General features: G+C 38.2%; 13 protein-coding genes. 10 read left to right on the plus strand and 3 right to left on the minus strand.

What is annotated here, in order from left to right:
* The first annotated feature begins 10 nt into the window (after positions 1 to 10).
* Genes AABK36_RS04860 through AABK36_RS04870 form a run of 3 tightly spaced genes read left to right on the plus strand, consistent with a single transcriptional unit; the run spans position 11 to position 3,162 of the window.
* On the plus strand, positions 11 to 1,234 hold the full coding sequence (locus tag AABK36_RS04860; RefSeq protein ID WP_309937920.1) for an ABC transporter permease: 1,224 nt from the start codon (positions 11 to 13) through the stop codon (positions 1,232 to 1,234).
* 28 nt (positions 1,235 to 1,262) lie between these two features.
* Positions 1,263 to 1,967: an ABC transporter ATP-binding protein gene (locus AABK36_RS04865; protein WP_309937921.1), complete on the plus strand. Its 705-nt coding sequence runs from the start codon at positions 1,263 to 1,265 to the stop codon at positions 1,965 to 1,967.
* Complete coding sequence (locus tag AABK36_RS04870; protein WP_309937922.1) at positions 1,951 to 3,162, plus strand: hypothetical protein; 1,212 nt, start codon at positions 1,951 to 1,953, stop codon at positions 3,160 to 3,162. The genes AABK36_RS04865 and AABK36_RS04870 overlap by 17 nt, the downstream gene beginning before the upstream one ends.
* Before the next feature lie 125 nt (positions 3,163 to 3,287).
* Here the strand turns inward: AABK36_RS04870 and AABK36_RS04875 are convergent, their stop codons facing one another.
* A complete protein-coding gene (locus AABK36_RS04875) occupies positions 3,288 to 4,289 on the minus strand; it encodes a DNA cytosine methyltransferase (RefSeq protein WP_309937923.1) in 1,002 nt (333 codons plus the stop codon).
* Positions 4,290 to 4,407: 118 nt separating this feature from the next.
* Between AABK36_RS04875 and AABK36_RS04880 the strand changes: the two genes are divergently transcribed.
* The gene (locus tag AABK36_RS04880; protein ID WP_338390291.1) at positions 4,408 to 5,310 is read left to right on the plus strand and encodes a transposase; all 903 of its coding nucleotides are present in this window, start codon (positions 4,408 to 4,410) and stop codon (positions 5,308 to 5,310) included.
* A 34-nt stretch (positions 5,311 to 5,344) separates the two neighbouring features.
* Here AABK36_RS04880 and AABK36_RS04885 read toward each other — a convergent pair whose 3' ends face one another.
* Entirely contained in the window at positions 5,345 to 5,995 is a 651-nt protein-coding gene (locus AABK36_RS04885; protein WP_309941800.1) for a toxin-antitoxin system YwqK family antitoxin, read from the minus strand.
* Between the two features lie 135 nt (positions 5,996 to 6,130).
* Between AABK36_RS04885 and AABK36_RS04890 the strand changes: the two genes are divergently transcribed.
* From AABK36_RS04890 to AABK36_RS04915, 6 genes are all read left to right on the plus strand, one after another.
* Complete coding sequence (locus AABK36_RS04890; protein ID WP_309941801.1) at positions 6,131 to 6,952, plus strand: hypothetical protein; 822 nt, start codon at positions 6,131 to 6,133, stop codon at positions 6,950 to 6,952.
* The gene (locus AABK36_RS04895) at positions 6,942 to 8,924 is read left to right on the plus strand and encodes a ComEA family DNA-binding protein (RefSeq protein WP_309941802.1); all 1,983 of its coding nucleotides are present in this window, start codon (positions 6,942 to 6,944) and stop codon (positions 8,922 to 8,924) included. The genes AABK36_RS04890 and AABK36_RS04895 overlap by 11 nt, the downstream gene beginning before the upstream one ends.
* A gap of 1,014 nt (positions 8,925 to 9,938) precedes the next feature.
* On the plus strand, positions 9,939 to 11,231 hold the full coding sequence (locus AABK36_RS04900) for an aminopeptidase P family protein (RefSeq protein WP_309941803.1): 1,293 nt from the start codon (positions 9,939 to 9,941) through the stop codon (positions 11,229 to 11,231).
* A gap of 165 nt (positions 11,232 to 11,396) precedes the next feature.
* Entirely contained in the window at positions 11,397 to 12,887 is a 1,491-nt protein-coding gene (gene glpK, locus AABK36_RS04905) for a glycerol kinase GlpK (protein WP_309941805.1), read from the plus strand.
* Between the two features lie 62 nt (positions 12,888 to 12,949).
* Entirely contained in the window at positions 12,950 to 14,518 is a 1,569-nt protein-coding gene (locus AABK36_RS04910; protein WP_309941807.1) for a glycerol-3-phosphate dehydrogenase/oxidase, read from the plus strand.
* A gap of 5 nt (positions 14,519 to 14,523) precedes the next feature.
* Complete coding sequence (locus AABK36_RS04915) at positions 14,524 to 15,270, plus strand: MIP/aquaporin family protein (protein WP_309941810.1); 747 nt, start codon at positions 14,524 to 14,526, stop codon at positions 15,268 to 15,270.
* Positions 15,271 to 15,305: 35 nt separating this feature from the next.
* Here the strand turns inward: AABK36_RS04915 and nadE are convergent, their stop codons facing one another.
* Positions 15,306 to 17,204, minus strand: coding sequence for an NAD(+) synthase (gene nadE / locus AABK36_RS04920; protein ID WP_309941811.1), 1,899 nt, complete (start codon positions 17,202 to 17,204; stop codon positions 15,306 to 15,308).
* Positions 17,205 to 17,216 lie beyond the last annotated feature (12 nt).

Genomic DNA, 17,216 nt, shown 5'->3' on the forward strand with positions numbered 1-17,216 from the left:
ATTGGAAGCTATGACTATAATGATATCATGGCGCAATGTATGGCGCAATAAGATAAGGAGCATTACTATAATGGCGGCAATAGCTATTGGGCTTTTTGGAAGTATCTTGCTAGATGGCTTCATGAATGGGATGATGAACCAATCCGTGAAAGGGGCTTGGGAAAATGAGCTGTCGCATATTCAGATTCACAATAAAAGGTATCTGATGGATGAAAATGTTCAAGATTATATTCCTAAGGTTGAAGGTATTGAAAGCATATTATCAAGCATGCATGAGGTGGTTTCTTATTCCTCAAGAGTGAAAGCAAGCGGGATGCTTTCTTCAGCGGAAGGGAATGTAGGTGTGATAGCGTATGGGATTGACGCAGAAAATGAGCCTAGGGTGACTGGTTTGCATAAAAAAATCGTTGATGGAGTTTATTTGAGCAATGATCAATCAATACCTATAATAATCGGGAAAAAACTAGCGGACCAACTTACTGCCAGAGTAAAGTCGAGGCTTGTTTTAGGTTTGGTGAAGGCTGATGGAGAGATCACTTATGGTGCATTTAGAGTTGTGGGTATTTTTGACAATCAAAAGGATGCCTTTGATGGAGTGAATGTATTTGTGAATCAAGACGATTTGTTGGCATTGCTGGAAATGCCGCGCTCGAATAGCATTACCGAGATTGCGTTAAGACTTTTAGACGAGAGTGAAAAAGATAAGGTCAAAGCGAAGTTGTCAGGGACTATAGATGATCAAAGTGTAGTAGTAAGAACTTGGAATGAAATAGATCCATTATTAGAGACGCAGAGAGATATGTCTGCGATGTTTGGGGCTATCTTTGTCGCAATTATTCTTATAGCATTGATTTTCGGAGTTGTCAATACGATGATGATGGTGATAATGGAGCGAAAGAAAGAGCTGGGAATGCTTAAGGCAATCGGCATGAAGCCTTTTAAAGTATGTTTGATGATAGTGTGGGAAACGGTTTTTCTATCCATTACAGGGGCTGTGGTCGGTATAGCTTTTGGAGCGATGGTTAGTCAATATTTTAGTCGTGTGGGCTTTGATTTGAGCATGTTTGGAGATGGTATGGCTTATGTTGGCTACGATACTATGATTTATCCAGAGGTGACGATTGGCTTTTTGGTTTTTACAGGCATTGCCGTTGTTGTGATGGCTGTTTTGGCTTCATTGTATCCTGCGTACAATGTGGTGAGATTGAAGCCGGCGGATTCATTAAGATCATAAGCAAGTATGAAATTTATAAAAGAAGATCATGGCAATAATTGAGATAAAAAATTTGAATAAAACTTATGAAGGCGCGGTTCCTGTAAAGGCGGTTGATAATTTGAGCTTGTCAATTGAAAAAGGCGAGTTTACAGCTATCGTAGGCCCATCGGGCTGTGGTAAAACGACCTTGTTGAACTTGCTGGGAGGCTTGGATGAAGTGACTTCGGGACAGATATTAATTGAAGGCCAAGACATGACAGCATTGTCTGCTTCTGAATTGACAAGTTTTAGATTGAAGAATATCGGATTTGTTTTTCAGTCGTATAATCTGATTCCTGTATTGACGGCAGGCGAGAATGTTGGGTTTGTCATGGAATTGCAAGGCGTGAATAAGCCTACCAGGGATAAAAGAGCTCATGAATTGCTTGATAAGTTTGGAATAGGCGACAAGTTTAATATTAGGCCTGCAATGCTTTCTGGTGGACAACAACAACGCGTGGCGGTGGCTAGAGCTTTAGCTTCCAGACCAGCTTTTATTTTGGCTGATGAACCTACAGCGAACTTGGATTCCAAGTCGACGGAAGAATTACTGGATTTGATGGCTAAGATGAACGAAGAGGAGCATGTGACCGTTGTGTTTGCTACGCATGATCAAAGAGTGATCGACAGAGCCAAACGTGTCGTGACAATCACTGATGGAAAAGTATTCAAAGACGAGCAAGTAAGCCAATTAAATGAAGTGGCAGACTAACATATTGATACTTTGCATAGCATTGCTTTCTTCGAACCTCGTAGCGCAAGAGCAAAAGCTTTATATTGACGGCAGAGTTGAATTGATGCCTCAAGTTTGGTTGAATGGCGATAAAGCGCAGGAAAAAGTTGGCATGGAGCCTAAGGCTTATGCATTGTATCAGTTCAATAATCGTTTGAATCTAGAGTATCGTCCGAATGATTGGTTGCAGTTAAATGCAGGCTTGAGGACAATAGCTTCATATGGACAGCAAAATTCAGCAATTAATGACATTCTGAACGAACAAGGTTATCGCTCGAACAATTTTTCTATTCAAGATCAAGGCTATTTGCCATTGACAATGGTCTGGCACAGTGGGAAAAGCGGTTACTTTTTAAGCACTTTTGACCGTATGAATGTCAAGATGACTTTTGGGAAGTTTGAGACAACTATCGGTAGGCAGAGAATCAACTGGGGGATCAATGGTATTTGGGAGCCAAATGATATTTTCAATACATTTTCTTATTTGGACTTTAACTATCCTGAACGACCGGGAGCGGATGCTGTCCATGGACAATATTACTTCAATTCAACATCGAGCGTGGAATTAGCTTTTAAAATGGATTATGATCGTCGTTATACGTTAGGAGGTTTGTATCGCACGGTAATAGGAACTTATGATGCCCAAGTGATGATGGGAATATTAAATGAAGAGTATTTTACTGTTGGAGGAGGTTGGTCTGGAAATATAGAAGGAGCTGGCTTCAATGGAGAGTTTACCTATTATGAACCTATGAGCGATAATGAAGAATTAAAACAAGCTCTTGTTGCTTCTTTATTAGCCAATTATAATTTTAATAATGGTATTTTTGCTCAAGCGGGGGTATTGTATAATTCATTAGGATCAACTAATCGTCAAGGAGAGAATATATCCATGATCCCAAATGGTAGTATGATGACCGCGATGGATTATACAAAATCTAAAATGCAAATGTTTATCTCTGCTTCGTACCCAATAAATCCATTGCTTAGCGCTGATGTGTCAACATTGTTAAATCCTTTTGATGGCAGTTTTTATTTGGCCCCATCTGTTAATTATTCAGTAGCTGAAAACTGGGACTTGTTTTTTATCGCTCAAACTTATTGGGGAAGACAAGATACAGAGTTTGGTGATATGGGACTGCAACTTTTCGTTCGCTTGCAATATAGCTTTTGAGCAAGTAACAAGAAGTGTTTATTTTATCCGATGTGAAACAAGTTTCTTTAGCAATTCACCCTATGAAAGGAAGACGATAGATCTTTTTATTGAAATGAACTTAGCGTTGTTCTATGACTATGCATTCATATTTTTCTTAATGAAAGTTTGGCAATATTGAATAGTATGTGTTGCAAAACATTTATTGAAACGCTATTGCCGAATTGTTTATACGCTTGATTGGAAGATGACGGCAGTATGTGATATTCTGGAAATCCTTGAAGTCTAGCGCATTCTCTGGGACTTAGCTTCCGCACTTTTCCTCCAATGAGATATAAGCCAGTTTTAGCGCCTACACCTCCACCGTATGCGGATAGAGTGATAGCATGTCCTAGTGGGTGATAGATTCTTTCACCTTGACAGCCTTTATTGACTTTTCCTATTTGGATTGGACGATTGGGGAGGATTTCTTTGCCATCAAGCGAGATTTCAGGGTGATAATTTTTATAAATCAGAATGTCGTTTCTTGTGATAGAGGGCAATGGCTTATGGCGCTTTTCAAGCAATGAATTCAAAGCAACGCATTGGGAGTTTCCTTGAGGAATAGTGAAGTTGGAGTCATCAATGTCTTTTCTGATAGCGACTATATATAGTCTTTTGCGATGTTGAGGAAGTTTGAAGTCTCCTGTATTGAGTATTTTGTAATGAATATTATAATTGATTTTTTTTAACGTAGATAGAATGAATTCGAAAGTTTCTCCATTTTGGTGGTGCAGCAGGTGTGCGACATTCTCTAAAAATAAGACTTTGGGCTGGTGGAACTGGGCAATTCTTAAAATATCAAAAAAAAGACTGCCTCGAGCATCTTCAAATCCCTTTTGCTTGCCGGAAACAGAAAATGCTTGGCATGGAAAACCAGCGCAAAGCATGTCGTGCGGAGGAATAGCACATTCGCTTATCTTAGTAATATCTCCTGTAGGTTGCGCATGATGATTAAGCAGGTAATTTGTGGAGGCATGCTCTTCCCATTCTGACGTGAAAACGCATTCGGCTCCGAATGATTTCAAGGCATAATGAAACCCGCCAATCCCAGCAAATAAGTCAATGAATTTGATTCCTGTAAGCGATTGTTCTTTTATTTCGAGCATATTTCTACACGGTCTTATACTCGAAATATATTTTAGGGTAGGATGTTTTATTATTTAATGCGAATCAACAGTAAGATTTAGGTAATAAAAATATAGCTAAGAGTTTTAACTTAGTTTTATGCCAATAAAATTAAGATTAATAACACTCTACAGCTATATCTCCAATCAATATAACACTCATTTGAGATATTTTTGTCAACGATTCAGTAATAATTCCAATGAAGGGAAGTTTAGTGATGTTGAAATCCTGACTTGTTATTTCTTTTCAGTTATTGAAGAAGAAGTATTTAAGATTAAGAAAATACATCGTTTCATTCAAAATTACTGGAAAGATTGGTTTCCTCATTTGCCTAGTTATCAAGCTTTTTCAAAACGTTTAAATCGTTTAGAATCTATTTTGCCTATGCTTGTTAATAGTTTAGTTGAAACGCTTTTATCTGGTCATGATTTAGAACAAACAGACCGTTTAATTGACTCAATGCCAATTATACTTTCTAAAGGAAGAGGTAATGGGAAAGTTGCGTCAAATATTGCTGATAAAACATATTCATCGAGTAAAAAAATACATTATTATGGTGTTAAGCTACATATGGTTTCATTAAGAGTTATTGACAAAATGCCTACTCCAGAGCTTATAGGAATCACTAAAGCATCTAATCATGATTTACCACCAGTAAAAGGTGTATTGGCTGGTTTAAAAAATTGTAAAGTCTTTGCGGATAAAGCATATGCTGACCATGAATTAGAGGATTTATTGTACAAAAATAACAATGTATCATTACTTACACCTGAGAAATTAGTAAAAGGAGAATCTCCATATTACAGAGAGTTTGCCCATGCTTTTAGAAAACAATGGGGAAAAGCAATTTCTAGTGTCAGACAACCTGTTGAAGTATTTTTCAATTGGTTAATTGAAAAAACAGGTATTCAAGATGCCTCTAAAGTAAGATCAGAGAAGGGACTAATGGTCCATATTTATGGCAAACTAGCTTCTGCTCTTTTGATATTAGCCAATTTTTAACTATTGATCCGCATATTTAATTATTTTATTGTCGTTACTCCGCTTCAATTTCAAATTTTTTGCCTTTCTTGTTGTAGTAATACCATGGCGCTTTTCTTTCGCCATTTTCGTAAAGGCCTGAATATTCCAATGTGCCGTTTTTGCGAAAATATTTCCATTCGCCGCTTTCCTTTCCATTGGTGAAGTTTCCTTCACTGGCTAATTTCCCTTTTGCATCATAGTATTGCCAAAGTCCTTCAGGCAGTCCCCATTTGTAATGGCCTGCGCGTGTGATTATTCCATTGTCATCGTAAAATTTCCACATCCCTTCGTATGCGCCCATTTTATAGATGCCTTTCTTTTTGATTTCGCCATTAGGATAGTAGTAATAAGCAGAGTCTTCGAGCAGTCCATCGCTCCAATTTTCCATGGCGCTGATATTGCCAAGCGTGTCGTAATAAGTGACTTTTCCCTCCAGTTCTCCATTGCTGTAGTTTTCTATTGAGCTCGCCTGCCCATTGGCGTAGTAAAAGGTCCAGATGCCATTTTTTGATCCATTGGCTAGCGTATCGCCTTTTTCTTTGATTTGGCCATTGGAGTGATATGATGCGTTATTTTGAGCAAATCCATACGCAGTAGTGAAGACGATAGCTATGAATATGCAAATTATTTTAAAAAATTTTATTATTATGTGATTTTTTTGCATGGTTATTATATTGTTAAGAAAGTGTGAATCAAAAATTGATTGAAAATCAAGAAATATTGAAGTCAAACTCATAGATCTGTTTTGAGCTCAAAGAGCGGGAGCTTTCCCATTTTTCTGCATAACCTGTATATATCAATGTATAAAATTTTCTCGACATTTTGGACTATAATGGCATTTTTATGCCTAGTGGCTAAAGGGCAAAGTCCTGGCAATTATTTAGGGCCTTCTGTTTCCGCTAAAGCAGGAGCTGTGGTGGCTTCAAGAAATGAATGGTCGGCTTTTCATAATCCTGCGGGGACGGTTGATCATTTGAAAGAGCATAGTCTACAAGCTGGGATGGTTTACAGCAAGCTCAATCAAGATATTTCTTTGCCTGTTTATGGTCTGATGATCATGAAGTCAATGAAACCGGGGACGGTATTTATGGCTATTGATAAGTTCGGCAATGACATTTACAATATTTCAAACCTAGGCTTGGGCTTTGCCAAAGGCTTTTCCAATGGGTCTTTTGGGATACGTTTGAATGCAACTCAAAGAACCAATGAGTTGCAAGGCAGTAAACATGCTTTTTCTCTTGATTTTGGTGGAATTTATGATTTTAGTGAGAAACTGGCTGTAGGCGCGAGCTTTGAGGGCATAGGAATTATGGGGGATGCTCAAGCATGCGCAAAGACAGGCGTAGCTTATGTGATGAATAAGTTTGAGTTTTCTTATCAATTGGAGATGATTAAAGCACCAGCAATCACGGCGCAGTTTATACATGCTTTGGGAATAGAATGGAATTCTAATAATGAAAAGATTTCGGCCTTTGGAGGCGTGGGGACAAGTAAAGGAGGCACAGAGTTGGGATTTGGAATGGGTTTGAATGCTTTAAGGCATCTAAACATCTCTATAGCGACTAATCATAATTTTATATTCAAAGAAAGGTTGCAATTAGGCTTGCTATATGAATTGTAAGAATTTATACCGTCTGGTTGTGATTGGTTTCATGTTTTTAAGCAATAATGCGATTGCCCAAACTCAAATATATGGTTTTGATTCTTCTGTGGAGATGGGGGAAAAAACGGATTTAAGGAATTTGGAAGATGTTGTAGAGGTTTTTAAAAATGAAAAATTATTGATTAATGAAATAGATGCGGATGAGTTGGGAGTTGTATTTTGGCTAAGTGAAGAGCAAATAGAAAACTTGATTAGATATAGGGAACGCTATGGTCCGATCAGGTCTAAATCAGAGTTGTATTTTGTCAAAGGAATGAGAATGGACGAAATAAGGGCTCTGGCGGAGATCTTTAGTTTTGAAAGCTCGTCTGAAAATCCTCAGTGTGGTCCAAAGAATTGGAGCATTTTGGATGTTAAGTATCATTTTAAAGAACGAATTTTTTATGACAATACTGAAGATTTAGGGAGCGCTTGGGGGCTGATGACAAGATATCAAGCGCGAAAGGGAAAGTTCAGGTATGGTGTATTACTGGAAAATGATCCGGGAGAGCTAAAGTCTTTTAAAATCAATACCGGCAAGAGTTTCATAGACCATATTTCATATTATGTCAAGACAGAATATTTTGAGAGCTTAGGAGTTGAAAACCTCGTCGTCGGAAATTTCAAGTTGCATTTTGGACAAGGCTTGTTGTTGGGGAATGCGTATGGAGTTTCAAAAAGTTGGGATCCTATAAGAATTTATCAGCATCATATAAACAGTCTGCATGCAGTTGCTTCTTCTTCAGAGTATTTGCAACAGAGAGGTTTTGCTATGGAGCTCAAGGCTTTGCCCAAATTAAAAACGATTGTCGCCTTTAGTTATAATAGAGAAGACGCTAGCTTGAATGATGATGATTTAGCGACTAGTTTGAATTTTAGCGGTAGCCACAATACTTTGGCTAGTTTGAAAAAGAAGGATAATTTAGGCATTCAACTTCTAGCGATAAACAATACTTATGAATTGGATGAAAAGACTAAACTAGGTTTGACTGTTGCTTATATGTCTTATAGCAATACTGTGGCATTAAGAAAAAAGGATTATTCTTTTTACGCATACGAAGGAAAGTCTAGTTTGAATTCATCTGCTTATTTCACTCGTCATTTTGACAAAGGTATTTTGTTTGGTGAAGCGGTGTGGGAAAAGTCGAAACTGAAAGCATATACAACAGGAAGTGTGCTTAAGATATCTCCATTTGTGCATGCAAGCATTAATTATCGCAATTTCAGTCCTGATAATTTTTCGCCTTATGGCACTGCTTTGAGGTTGGGATCGAGTATTTCCAATGAAAGAGCTATTTACGTAGGGCTTAAGGTATTTCCTTCACAAAATTTCAAACTAGATGGGTATTTGGAAAGTGCATGGTTCGAGGATATGAAAATGTCTGTTAGATTATTTGATACTCGGCGAGTTGTAGCGCAGTTAAGAGCAACAAGAAGTTTTTCGAGGAAATCATTTATAAGTCTGACGCTGAAGAATGACTCTTACCCGTTTACTTTAAAAGATGAAGGAAAATACAAGTCAGCTGAGATGTCCAAGTATAGTGGCAGACTTAGTTACCGAACTTTTTTACAGAAGAATATAAGGGTTTCCGGAGATTTAATATCCAAATTTTTGAAGAAAGGCGAGCTTGATTCTCAAGGATGGTTGATAAAACAAGAAATAAAATATGCAATAAACGATTTTATCTTACATGCGGGTGTGGTTTTTTATCAACTTGACGAGTTTGATAATAGAGTATATTTGTATGAGCAAAATGTGCCTAATCACTTTAAGAATACCATGTTCAATGGCACAGGAGAGAAGTTGTTTCTATTATTTAAGCTTAGGATTAATGATAAATTATCCTTGTGGGCAAAGTGTTCTCGGGAGAGAAAATATGATTTAAGTGAAAATGAAGAGGAAAAGTTGAATTTCTCTGAATTTATTACACAGTTGCGGGTAAAGCTTTAGAAAAAAATTATTATTTCAAGATTTCGTTGACAAGCCAAATAAAATACTGTGATCAAGTTTCCATCGAAGGGTTGAATTCCGTTCAATCTTATAATTTAGTATAAAATTACTTTTGATGCAAATTTTTCATGAATTTTGTGTTTTTATAATTGAAAAAAATAGTTCTACATTTGTAATGTAAATAATGAACAGCACAGCAACAAGTACTAAAAAATAGCTGGAAATTATCAAAACAAAGGTTGCTCAATGATGTTTTAAAGATAAAATATTATTGTACATTTCAAACCATTTGATTATGAGTCTAGCTTTACTAATTGTTGCAATGGCAGTCACTTTGACAGTCTTGGGTTGTTCTTATCAGTTAAGAGAATTTTATAAGAAATAAGATAATCTCTATAAGGCATTGGCAGATGCTGATGCCTTATGTGAATGAAAATTAACCCTAAAACAATAAAGTAAAATGGAAATCGCACAATTTATCACTATCTCAAGTGCAGTCATCACAGTTGCTGGGTGCACGCATCAATTGATTATGTTTTTTAGAAAGCAGGCTTAGTAACTGTTTGTCAGAAGAGAAAATTTAAATTTAAGCAATAATATTTATCAAAATGGAAATCGCGCAATTCATCACAATTTCGAGCGCTGTCATTACAGTAATGGGATGCACTCACCAGATGATTATGTTCTTCAAAAAGCAATCATAATCAAGATTGTAGCTAATCAAAGAGTTCATTTTTGAATCATTAAATTTTATATAAAATGGAAATCGCGGAATTCATCACTATATCAAGTGCTGCCATCACAGTTATTGGATGCACTAATCAAGTAGTTTTGTTTTTGAAAAAACAAGCTTAATAATTCATATAGCGTAATTATCGCTAGTTTGCAGTAAATTCATAGGGTTCTAATTATAGATTTGTGAAAGGTTGGCAGTTATTGGCCAACCTTTTGTGTTTTATTTTCACCAGAATGCATATTTTATTACCTTGTCTTTTTTAGAGCAAAAGTGAATTTATGAAATACTTACCAATTGAATCGAAGCTATTTGTCGATAATAGATCTAGATTTACTGAAAAAATACTGCCTAATAGTTTAGCAGTGTTCAATTCCAATGATATAATGCCTTCAAATGCTGATGGTACCCTTCCTTTTAAACAAAATTCGGATTTGTTTTACCTTTGCGGGATTGATCAAGAAGAAACCATTTTGCTTTTGTACCCAGACGCTCTTGACGAAAATGACAGGGAGATTTTGTTTATCAAAAAGACAAATGAGCATATAGCTGTTTGGGAAGGGTATAAATATACTAAGGATCACGCTAAAGAAGCTTCGGGAATAAGCAATGTGCAATGGTTGGAGGATTTTGAGCAGACTTTCAGAAAGTTGGCTTTGAAAACTCAACGCATTTATGTGAATACCAATGAGCATTTGCGAGCGAATGTGGAGGTGCAGACCAGAGATGCTAGATTTATCGAATGGTGCAAGTCAAAATACCCGGCTCATGCTTATGAGCGCTCCAATCCCATCATGCATACGATCAGAATGGTGAAAAGTCCATTGGAGATTACGCAGATTCAGATAGCATGCGATATTACTGAGAAAGGGTTTCGAAGAGTATTGGAGTTTGTCAAGCCTGGAGTCTTTGAGTATGAAATAGAAGCGGAGTTCATTCATGAGTTTATCCGAAATCGTTCCAATGGATTCGCTTATCATCCGATCATAGCGTCTGGAGCTAACGCATGTGTCCTGCACTATATTGAAAATAACAGAGAGTGCGAAGATGGAGACTTGATACTGTTTGATGTTGGAGCGGAATATGCCAATTACAATGCTGATATGACACGTACGATTCCGGTAAATGGAAGATATACTGATAGACAAAAACAAGTTTATAATGCTGTATTGGCTGTGAAGGAGTTTGCAAAAGAGCTATTGAAGCCCGGAATTACAATACCGGAGTATCATAAGCAAGTGGGCTTGGAAATGGAAAAATATTTGTTGGAATTGAAGCTGATCGATAATCAGGATATCAAAGGTCAAGATCCGAATTGGCCAGCGTACAAGAAGTATTTTATGCATGGAACATCGCATCATCTTGGTTTGGATGTGCATGATTATGGACATGTGGATGCTAAGCTTGAAGGGGGAATGGTCTTTACTGTTGAGCCGGGAATTTATATTCCTGAGGAGAATATTGGCATTAGAATAGAAGATGATTACGTGGTGAATGAAAATGGTTCGCCAACGAACTTGATGGAGAATATTCCTATAGAAGTGGATGAAATTGAAAGTATTATGAATAAGTAACTTTGATTATAACAGTTTGTAAAAGCGAAAAGAAATATTTCTTTTCGCTTTTTTTATGAGTTTTTTGCCCTAAAAAGGAAGCGAGAGTGTACAAATTGCATGATTTTTTGAGAGATAACATATGGCTGTTATATATGTTGTTATTGAAATATCAAGGTAAAGTACATGGAAAAATATATTCTTTCATTAGATCAAGGGACAACGAGTTCCAGAGCAATAGTTTTTAATCATAAGGGGGAGAATATCTCCACGGCACAAAGAGAGTTTACCCAATTTTTTCCTAAAGAAGGGTGGGTAGAGCATGATCCCAATGAGATATGGTACTCTCAAGCTTCTGTGGCTGCGGAAGCAATTACAAAGATTGGTTTGAATGGAAAAAACATTGCAGGCATAGGAATCACCAATCAAAGGGAAACAACAATCGTATGGGATAAAGAGACCGGCATGCCGCTTTACAATGCAATTGTATGGCAAGACAGAAGGACTGCCGCGTATTGCGACTCTTTGAAAGAACAGGGATTGACTGGTATGATACAGGAGAAGACAGGATTGGTTCTTGACGCATACTTTTCCGCGACTAAAATCAAATGGATACTTGATAATATAGACGGAGCAAGAGCAAGGGCGGAAAAAGGCAAGCTTGCATTTGGCACTGTGGACTGCTGGTTGATTTGGAAGTTCACCAATATGGAAAAGCATATAACAGATGTTTCCAATGCGAGCAGAACCATGTTGTTTAACATCAATACGCTTCAGTGGGACGAGGACCTGCTAAAGTTGTTTGATATACCAAAGAGCATGATGCCGGAAGTTAAGTCCTCTTCAGAAGTTTATGGGGAAACTAAATCAACGCTTTTCGCTTCCAAGGTGCCTTTGGCAGGAATAGCCGGGGATCAGCAGGCCGCGCTGTTTGGACAAATGTGTTTGGATAAAGGGATGGCGAAAAACACCTATGGGACAGGGTGTTTTATGATGTTGAATACAGGAAACAAACCCGTTCTTTCGAAAAATAATCTATTGACAACTATTGGATGGAAAATAAATGGCAAGGTTACTTATGCTTTGGAAGGAAGCGTTTTCATAGGAGGTGCGGTGATACAGTGGTTGAGAGACGGCTTGGAAGTAATCAAAAATTCAAAGGATAGCGAAAAAATGGCCTTGGAGGTCGATGACAATGGAGGGGTTTATTTTGTGCCCGCTCTCACAGGTTTAGGCGCTCCGCATTGGGATCAATATGCCAGAGGAGCAATATTAGGTATAAACAGGGGCACTAAAGTTCAGCATATCGTAAGAGCGGCTTTAGAGGGTATTGCATTCCAAGTAAAGGATGTGATGAATTGCATGGTTAGCGATACGGGTATTCAGCCGGAGGAGTTGAGAGTGGATGGAGGCGCAGTGGCGAATAATATGTTGATGCAGTTTCAAGCTGACATTTTTGGCTTTAAGGTTGTTAGACCACATATATTGGAAACGACGGCATTGGGGGCTGCGTACTTGGCGGGTTTGGCTGTTGGATATTGGGATAGTGTGGAAGAGCTGAAAAGCTATTGGCACGAAGATAATGTGTTTGCTCCTTCGATGAAGCAAGAAAAGGCTGATGAATTGTACAAGTATTGGCATAAAGCTCTTGACCGCTCTAAAAATTGGGTGGAATAATTCGGGTTTTTCATTGATAGTATTGCATTGACAAGATTGAAAATAGAAATAAGCTAATCGTTATGAAAAGAGATATAATGCTTCAAGTTTTTGAGGAGAACTTGGACAAAGAATGGGATATCGTGGTCATTGGAGGAGGTGCGACTGGATTAGGAGTTGCAGTGGATGCTGTTTCAAGAGGCTACAAAACACTATTGTTGGAACAGTCCGATTTTGCCAAAGGTACGTCAAGCAGAAGCACTAAGCTTGTGCATGGCGGTGTCAGGTATTTGGCTCAGGGGGATATATCGTTGGTGATAGAAGCTTTGCATGAGAGAGGTTTGTTATACCACAACGCACCGCATTTGGTTCATGACCAGTCGTTTGTGATTCCTAGTTATGAGTGGTGGGGAGGACCATTTTACACCATCGGTCTGAAGGTATATGATTTGATGGCCGGTAAACTTGGCTTGGGACCTTCTGTTCATATTTCCAAAGAAAAGACGCTGGAGTATTTGCCTAATTTGAAAGAGGATGGCTTGAAAGGTGGTGTAATCTACCATGATGGACAATTTGACGATTCTAGATTGGCGATTAATTTGGCTCAAACATTTGTCGAAAATGGAGGAACAGCTTTGAATTATTTTGAGGTTGTGGAATTGAACAAGAACATGGATAATTTGGTCAGCGGTCTCAAGGCTTTGGACAAGATATCTGGTAAAGAGTTCGATATTAAGGCGAAAGTGGTTGTGAATGCCACAGGGGTATTTGCGGATAGTATTTTGCAAATGGATGATCCATCTTCACCCAAGACCATTCGACCAAGCCAAGGAATTCATTTGGTATTGGATAAGAAGTTTTTGAGAGGAGATAAAGCTATCATGATACCAAAGACTTCGGATGGTCGAGTTTTGTTCGCAGTGCCTTGGCATGATAAAGTTGTCGTTGGCACAACGGATACTCCTTTGGATGATATTGATTTGGAGCCAAGAGCATTGGAAAGTGAAATAAATTTCGTGCTGGAAACGGCATCGAATTATCTAGCTTCAGTGCCTAGTAGAGAAGATGTTTTAAGTGTTTTTGCAGGTTTAAGGCCATTAGCGGCGCCACAAAAAGGAGACGAGTCTACTAAGGAAATATCAAGAAAGCATAAGATTACTGTTTCGTTGTCAGGGCTTGTGTCAATATTAGGCGGCAAGTGGACGATTTATAGAAAAATGGCTGAAGATACAGTCGATAAAGCCGCAATGATAGCAGGTTTGGAAGATAAGGCTTGTATTACCAAAGATCTTCCAATTCATGGTTGGGCAAAAGGACATGACAAAACTGATCCATTGTCAAAATACGGTTCTGATAAAGAATATATAAATGAGTTGATGATCAAAGAACCAGATTTGAAAGATTTCATCCATGAAAGATTGCCTTATACTAAGGCTGAAATTGTCTGGATGGTAAGAAATGAAATGCCTGTGACGCTAGAAGATGTTATGTCAAGGCGTACCAGAGCATTATTGTTAGATGCCCGAGCAAGTATCGAGGCAGCTCCTGTAGTCGCTGAAATTATGGCTAAAGAATTAGGGCATGATAATTCTTGGAAAAAAGAGCAAGTCAATATTTACAAGGAACTTGCTGAAGGTTATTATTTAAAATAAGAAATATGGAAATAGCTTTTTGGGGAGAATTTATAGGCACGATGTTGCTTATTCTATTAGGAAATGGAGTAGTGGCAAATGTAGTACTGAATAGTACCAAAGGTAATAATGGAGGTTGGATTGTTATCACTTTAGGTTGGGGCTTAGGCGTTTTTGTGGGCGTTTTGGTTGCAGGCCCCTATAGTGGAGCGCATTTGAACCCTGCGGTGACTTTTGGACTGGCTTTGGCAGGAAAGTTTGATTGGTTTTTTGTGCCGGTTTATATTATCGCGCAACTTTTAGGCGCAATGCTGGGGGCGATGCTGGTCTTTTTGTTTTACAAAGATCATTATAAAGTGTCATCAGATCAAGGAGCCATGTTGGCGACATTTTGCACTGGCCCTGCGATCAGGCATAAAGCGAGAAACTTTTTTTGCGAGATGATAGGCACATTCGTGTTATTGATATCTGTTTTTTATATACAAGGACCTGATGCCAATATTGCAGACACGGAAGTCTTGAGCATAGGCTTGGGTTCTGTTGGAGCTATTCCAATAGCGTTTGTTGTAGTTGCAATTGGTTTGTCGCTGGGAGGAACAACTGGATATGCTATTAATCCGGCAAGAGATTTAGGACCTAGGTTTATGCATGCTATTTTGCCTATTCCCGGCAAGGGAGGTAGCGATTGGAGCTATTCATTTGTGCCAATATTAGGTCCCTTGGCAGGTGCGGTGCTTGCAGTGCTGGTTGCCGTATCGACATTGGGGTTATAATGACAAAAGCTGGGAATCTTTTCCCAGCTTTTGTTTTATTCATTCATCATTTCTTCAATTTCTAGTTTATATCCACCGGATAAAATTGGAAATCTGCACCAAGTTCTTGGATCAACATTGAAGTCGTCAAGATGAAAAGCCGGAGCTATTCTTTCTCTTTTCCATTGGTTTCTTGACCACATTTGATAGAATTTAGCAATATGAGCTTTTAGTAAATTTTCAGGCTCTAAATTCTTCTTTTTAAGAATGTTAAGAACTTCCAAAGGAGATTTGTATTCTTTAATAGCTAATTTTTCTATCTCGACAATTATGTTGTAAGGCATGAGGTCTTGCTCATCAGTTTGGGTTTGCTCAGGAGGCCTTAATTCAGCTGTTGGCGTAAGGCTATTTACATCTTTGAGTCCGTGAAAACCAAGGGAGCTTTCAGCCCATTTCAACCACTGCAATACGAAGTGTTTGTCTACAGCAGCTATTGGGGCAATGCTGCCGCTGGTGTCTCCATCCATGGTTGCATAGCCCACGTCTCCCTCACTACGATTGGATGTTGTCAATAATAAATACTTTTCAATATTTGCAATCATCCAAATGATTGGCGACCTGCTTCTGGCTTGAATGTTTTGCAAAGCTAAATCATCGCTCTCCCATTTTAATTTTCGACCTAAAGCTTTTTCCACTTTTTCAGTGTAAGAGTTTACTTCGTCATCAATATTCCAATGATAGAATGTGGCTCCAATACTTTCGGCTAGGTTTTTAGCCGAATCGAAGGTCGCGTCACCAGAGTTTTTGGTTCCTTGATAGACTGTGGTAAATATATTGGAGGAGATAAATTTTACGGGATTATCTGAAACAGTGGCCTTTTTTATTAAATCTTCTCTATGAATTTTTGATAGAAATGTTTCGATACCAAGTATTTCAACTCCCCTTTTAATCATCTGTGAGACCATGACCGCGCATGCGCTGGAGTCAGCGCCTCCACTTAGAGATAAAGCAAAGCCTTTGCTCCATGATTTTCTTAGGTAATCAAATAATGCTAATGCTGAAGCATATGCGAATTCTTCTTCTTTTGAAGTAAAGTCATTTTGCAAAGGAGATTTGTTAATGTCTTCATCAATTATATCTTGATGCGATACTGTTTGCAGTCGAGGAATTGCGACATTTGTCGAAACAATTTGATAATTCTCAAATGAAAACCTTTGGTTTTGAGCAATTAATTTTCCGTACTGGGCTATGAGAATTTCGCCATCGTAAATCATCCTCCCAGCCTCATTTCCGAGGAGATTTGTGTATACGTAAACACATTTGAAATCCTCGCTAGCGGGAATTGCTATGTTTTCCCTATCCTTTTTTTTGCCGAAGGCGAAATGGCTTGCGCTCAGGTTAAGAATCACATCCACATTTTGTTCAGCGTAGTCTATGGCAGGTCTTCTATTTTGCCAAGCATCTTCGCATATTTCTATGCCGAGGTTTATCCCATCAATATTGTAAATGGGTTGTCCTAGTACGTATTGATTGTCATTAATGTTGATATGTGCGTCATTTTCTGATTGCCAAGAAGAAAACCACCTAGGTTCATAATGCACACCTTCATTGGCCAAATGCTCCTTTGCAGTAAAACCTAAAATTTGTTGATCTTTGATAACGCATGCGCAATTATAAAGATGTCCTCCATATTTCAAAGGTAATCCCACAGCAACAGTAATATTGATGCATTCTTCTGCGATTTCAGGAAGAAATGACAGTGCTTTTTCTGGCAACCAGTGGCTGAGAAAGAGATCTTCGCAACCATAGCCGGTAATACTTAATTCAGGAAGACATAATATATTGATGCCTTTGGAAATCGCATCTTGGATGGCGCTTTTAATATTGGAAATATTCCCAGCCCAGTCCAATGGCATTTGGTTGAGCGTTGCTCCACCGATTTTAATTGTAGACATATTTAAATGCGA

It is taken from the genome of Aureibacter tunicatorum (assembly GCF_036492635.1).
Taxonomy (GTDB): Bacteria; Bacteroidota; Bacteroidia; order Cytophagales; family Cyclobacteriaceae; genus Aureibacter; species Aureibacter tunicatorum.

Bases quoted from the DNA above. Each gene is read 5' to 3' on its own strand.
- AABK36_RS04860 (WP_309937920.1), top strand. From the start codon at position 11: ATGACTATAATGATATCATGGCGCAATGTATGGCGCAATAAGATAAGG.
- AABK36_RS04865 (WP_309937921.1), top strand. From the start codon at position 1,263: ATGGCAATAATTGAGATAAAAAATTTGAATAAAACTTATGAAGGCGCG.
- AABK36_RS04870 (WP_309937922.1), top strand. From the start codon at position 1,951: ATGAAGTGGCAGACTAACATATTGATACTTTGCATAGCATTGCTTTCT.
- AABK36_RS04875 (WP_309937923.1), bottom strand. From the start codon at position 4,289: ATGCTCGAAATAAAAGAACAATCGCTTACAGGAATCAAATTCATTGAC.
- AABK36_RS04880 (WP_338390291.1), top strand. From the start codon at position 4,408: ATGCCAATAAAATTAAGATTAATAACACTCTACAGCTATATCTCCAAT.
- AABK36_RS04885 (WP_309941800.1), bottom strand. From the start codon at position 5,995: ATGCAAAAAAATCACATAATAATAAAATTTTTTAAAATAATTTGCATA.
- AABK36_RS04890 (WP_309941801.1), top strand. From the start codon at position 6,131: ATGTATAAAATTTTCTCGACATTTTGGACTATAATGGCATTTTTATGC.
- AABK36_RS04895 (WP_309941802.1), top strand. From the start codon at position 6,942: ATGAATTGTAAGAATTTATACCGTCTGGTTGTGATTGGTTTCATGTTT.
- AABK36_RS04900 (WP_309941803.1), top strand. From the start codon at position 9,939: ATGAAATACTTACCAATTGAATCGAAGCTATTTGTCGATAATAGATCT.
- glpK (WP_309941805.1), top strand. From the start codon at position 11,397: ATGGAAAAATATATTCTTTCATTAGATCAAGGGACAACGAGTTCCAGA.
- AABK36_RS04910 (WP_309941807.1), top strand. From the start codon at position 12,950: ATGAAAAGAGATATAATGCTTCAAGTTTTTGAGGAGAACTTGGACAAA.
- AABK36_RS04915 (WP_309941810.1), top strand. From the start codon at position 14,524: ATGGAAATAGCTTTTTGGGGAGAATTTATAGGCACGATGTTGCTTATT.
- nadE (WP_309941811.1), bottom strand. From the start codon at position 17,204: ATGTCTACAATTAAAATCGGTGGAGCAACGCTCAACCAAATGCCATTG.